This is a genomic window from Sulfurimonas sp., assembly GCF_014859695.1.
Lineage (GTDB): Bacteria > Campylobacterota > Campylobacteria > Campylobacterales > Sulfurimonadaceae > Sulfurimonas.
In genome coordinates, this window is sequence record NZ_JACUTS010000126.1 from 1 (window position 1) to 3,760 (window position 3,760).

Below are 3,760 nucleotides of genomic sequence, written 5' to 3' on the forward strand. Positions count from 1 at the left end.
TTGATGAAGATCTAGAGGGTGAATTTGATGAGCTCGAAGATGAGCTTGATGAAGAACTCGAAGATGAAGAGTTAGGTTCTGCGGATGAAGAAGAGAGCGTTGACTCGGATGACTTAGAGATTGAAGATGATGAGAAGAGAAGCGTTCTTGATAAAGATGAGCTTCAAGAGGTTCAGACTCTTTTGCAAGAGACCGAAAAAGAGGATGATGCATCTAGAGAGAATCTAGAAGTTGAAAAAGGGTTGGAGCTTGAGGAAATAAAGGAGCTCGATTTTGAAGACGAAGATTTAGATTTTGAAGAGGGTAAGAGTGAACTTGATGAAGAACAGGAGCCCGAAGAAGCCCAATCTGAAGAGCTCGAGCTTGATGAAGAGCTTGAACTTGATGAGCCCGAAGACGAGATAGAGCCTGATGAAGAGGATGAGTCTGATGAAGAAGAAAAAGAGTTTGACCAAAGCGATATAGAGTCCCAGATTCACGAAGCGGTTCAGGAGCTAACTACTGCAGACCTGGAGAGTGAAATAGATGAAGATATTCTGCTTAATCTTGACTCTTTGACAAGCAGAGATTTAAAATTGGCAATAGGCGAAGATGTTGAGGAGGTTGAGGAAGAGGATAGTGTTGATAACTTAGATGAGTCAGATGAATTTTATGAAGAAGAGAGCTCTGAAGAAATGGACAGTTTAGAAGAAGAGCTCTCCAGTGCAAAAGAGGAGTCAACGGAGAGTTTAGATGAGGGAGTGGAAGCTCTTAAAAAACTTTTAAAAGCACTCTCAAATGAAGATGTTGCGGCATCGCTCAAGGGAATGAAGATAAGTATAAATATAACTTTGGGTGAGAAGTAGTGAACCATAAATCAGGAGCAATTCTAGTTCTTTCAGGTCCAAGCGGGGCAGGTAAGAGCTCCCTGCTTAATGCAGTTATAGGTGATTTAGGTGAGTGTTACTTCTCAATCTCGACAACTACCCGTCCAATAAGAGAGGGTGAGATTGACGGTGTACACTACCACTTTGTAGATGAGGTTGAATTTAAAAAAGATATAGAAAATGATCTTTTTTTAGAGTATGCCTTTGTACATGGCAACTACTACGGAACATCCATAAAGCCTGTAAAAGAGGCTCTAAAAGAGGGCAAACTTGTAATTTTCGATATAGATGTTCAGGGAAATGCAACCATTATAAATAGACTTGGAGACATTACAACTTCGGTCTTTATCTCCCCTCCAACGCTCTCAGAGTTGAAAAAGCGCCTTGAAGCGCGCTCTACCGACTCAAAAGAGGTTATTGACCGCCGCATTGATATGGCAAAAAGAGAGATTCAGAGAATCAGCGAGTATGACTTTCTTATAGTAAACGACAATTTTGAAGATGCAGCAGAGGTTCTAAAAACAATAGCAAATGCGGCAAGAGTTAAAATTCCGGCAAACGAGATAAATGATTTTGCTAGAAAATGGGAAGATATATAACAATAAGCTCACAATATAGTTGTGATAAGAGAAGTTACAGCTAATTTAGTTATAATTTCGGACTTAAATTTACATAAGGAATAGATATGGGAATGCCTGGCGGACAAGAATTATTAATAATCTTAGCAATTGTAGTATTGCTTTTTGGTGCAAAAAAGATACCTGAATTGGCAAAAGGTCTTGGAAAAGGAATTAAAAACTTTAAAGCTGAGATGAAGAATGACGATGATGAAGAGATAAAAACTGCATCAACGGAGGCTCCTAAAAAAGTAGAGTCTGAAAAAGAGACCGCTGCAAAAGAAACACCAAAAACTACAGAACAAGCGTAACTCTTGAAACAACGAGTATCGGCGCTTTTGCGCGAAAAGTTTGGTCGTGAAGTTGTTTTAGAAAAACCTCGTGACCGCTCTTTCGGTCACTTTGCTACACCCATTGCTTTCTCTATGGCAAAGGAGCTCAGAGAGTCTCCTATGAAAATTGCCGAAGAGTTAGCTTCCTCATTTAATGAATCTGATTTTTTTAGCAGTGTTGATTCCGTAAAAGGTTATCTCAATTTTCGTCTTAGTGAAAATTTTTTAAGCGATTATGCCGCATGGGCGCTTGATAATCCCGACGACTTTGCAAAACAGGAAAAAAATGAAAGAATCCTTTTGGAGTTTGTAAGTGCAAACCCGACGGGACCGCTTCATATAGGTCATGCAAGAGGCGCAGTTTACGGAGATACTCTTTATAGGCTAGCACGTCATTTAGGCTATGATATAACGGCTGAGTACTATGTAAATGATGCCGGAAACCAGATAGATTTGCTTGGTCTCTCCATTCAACTTTACGGACGTGAAAATATACTCAAAGAGAGTGTCGAGTACCCGGAGAGTTACTACAGAGGTGACTATTTGGCTCCTTTGGCAAAAAATGCAGTCGAGAAATTCGGCAAAGAGATTCTGAGTGACGATTCTCGCCAAAAAGAGCTCGCACTCTGGGCAAAAGATGGTGTCATGGAGATTATAAAAAATGATTTGGCAGATACCAAAGTCTTTTTTGACACCTTTGTTTATGAGTCTTCCCTTTATGCAGACTGGGATAGAGTCATGGCAAAAATGGGCGAGGGTGTCTATGAAAAAGAGGGCAAACTCTTTATAGCATCTTCGCAAAAGGGTGATGACTCGGACAGAGTGGTTGTTCGTGAAGATGGGCGTCCTACATATCTTGCCGGCGATATAGTCTATCATAACCAAAAGTTTGAGAGAGGGTATGACCACTACATAAATATCTGGGGAGCGGATCATCACGGATACATAGCGAGGGTAAAAGCCGCTGTTGAATTTTTGGGATACGAGAGCTCTAAGCTTGAAGTGCAGCTTTCTCAAATGGTAAGTCTTTTAAAAGACGGCGAACCATACAAGATGAGCAAGCGTGCGGGCAATGTTATACTTATGAGCGATATTGTAGAGGAGATTGGCTCCGATGCGCTTAGATTTATCTTTGCTTCAAAGAAGAGCGATACCGCTTTAGAGTTTGACATCTCTGAATTTAAAAAACAGGATAGCTCGAACCCTATTTTTTACATCCAGTATGCGCATGCAAGGATCAAAACTATTCTCTCAAAAAGTGATTTGAGTGAAGATGAGATTATGTCTGCGACTCTGAAAAACTTGGATGACAATGCGGATATGCTGATGTTTGACGCACTGCTTTTGCCTGAGATTATTGAAGATGCTTTTAGCTCAAGACAGGTTCAAAAACTTCCTGAGTATCTAAAATCACTTGCGGCATCACTTCATAAGTTCTATTATGATTGCAGAATTATCGGAACAGAAGATGAAGCAAAACTCCTAAAACTTTTAATGGTTGTGGGACTCTCACTCCGCACCGGGCTCTCTTTGATGGGGATAACGGCAAAAGATTACATGACAAAAGAGGAAGATTAAAACATAAGGGCACCTCTAAAAATTCTAGTTACCTTCAGAGGGAATCAAAAAAGATGAGATGGTGTAAAACCTTTTTTGAAGCGTAGCCATAGCTACGGTGATAAAAAGTTTTATGCCATATCGTTTTTTTGAACCCTCCCGTAGGGCGATAGAGAGAAGCCCACACTCTGCGTTGACTCTTTTTGCCTTAGCTACAGCTAGGGCTGCAAAGAGTCGCCTTGATTGTGAACTTCTCTCTATCGCTGAAGGTGGCTAGAGTTTTTAGAGGTGCCCTTAAGGTCGGGGTAGAGTTTTAAGACTTCCCTCAGCTGGGATTTCGTAATCTGTATTAAAATCGGATTTTTACTCTCATCAAGCCAAGAGACTA

General features: G+C 40.6%; 4 protein-coding genes and 1 pseudogene. All 5 read left to right on the plus strand.

Going from position 1 to position 3,760, the window contains the following annotated elements:
• Positions 1–845: pseudogene (locus IBX42_RS11670) on the plus strand (hypothetical protein); the annotation flags it as partial.
• The gene (gene gmk, locus IBX42_RS11675; protein WP_294933106.1) at positions 845–1,465 is read left to right on the plus strand and encodes a guanylate kinase; all 621 of its coding nucleotides are present in this window, start codon (positions 845–847) and stop codon (positions 1,463–1,465) included. The pseudogene IBX42_RS11670 and the gene gmk, both read left to right, overlap by 1 nt.
• A gap of 86 nt (positions 1,466–1,551) precedes the next feature.
• The gene (locus tag IBX42_RS11680; RefSeq protein WP_294933107.1) at positions 1,552–1,794 is read left to right on the plus strand and encodes a twin-arginine translocase TatA/TatE family subunit; all 243 of its coding nucleotides are present in this window, start codon (positions 1,552–1,554) and stop codon (positions 1,792–1,794) included.
• A 3-nt stretch (positions 1,795–1,797) separates the two neighbouring features.
• A complete protein-coding gene (gene argS, locus IBX42_RS11685) occupies positions 1,798–3,393 on the plus strand; it encodes an arginine--tRNA ligase (RefSeq protein ID WP_294933108.1) in 1,596 nt (531 codons plus the stop codon).
• 112 nt (positions 3,394–3,505) lie between these two features.
• On the plus strand, positions 3,506–3,649 hold the full coding sequence (locus tag IBX42_RS11690; protein ID WP_294933109.1) for a hypothetical protein: 144 nt from the start codon (positions 3,506–3,508) through the stop codon (positions 3,647–3,649).
• Positions 3,650–3,760: the final 111 nt, after the last annotated feature.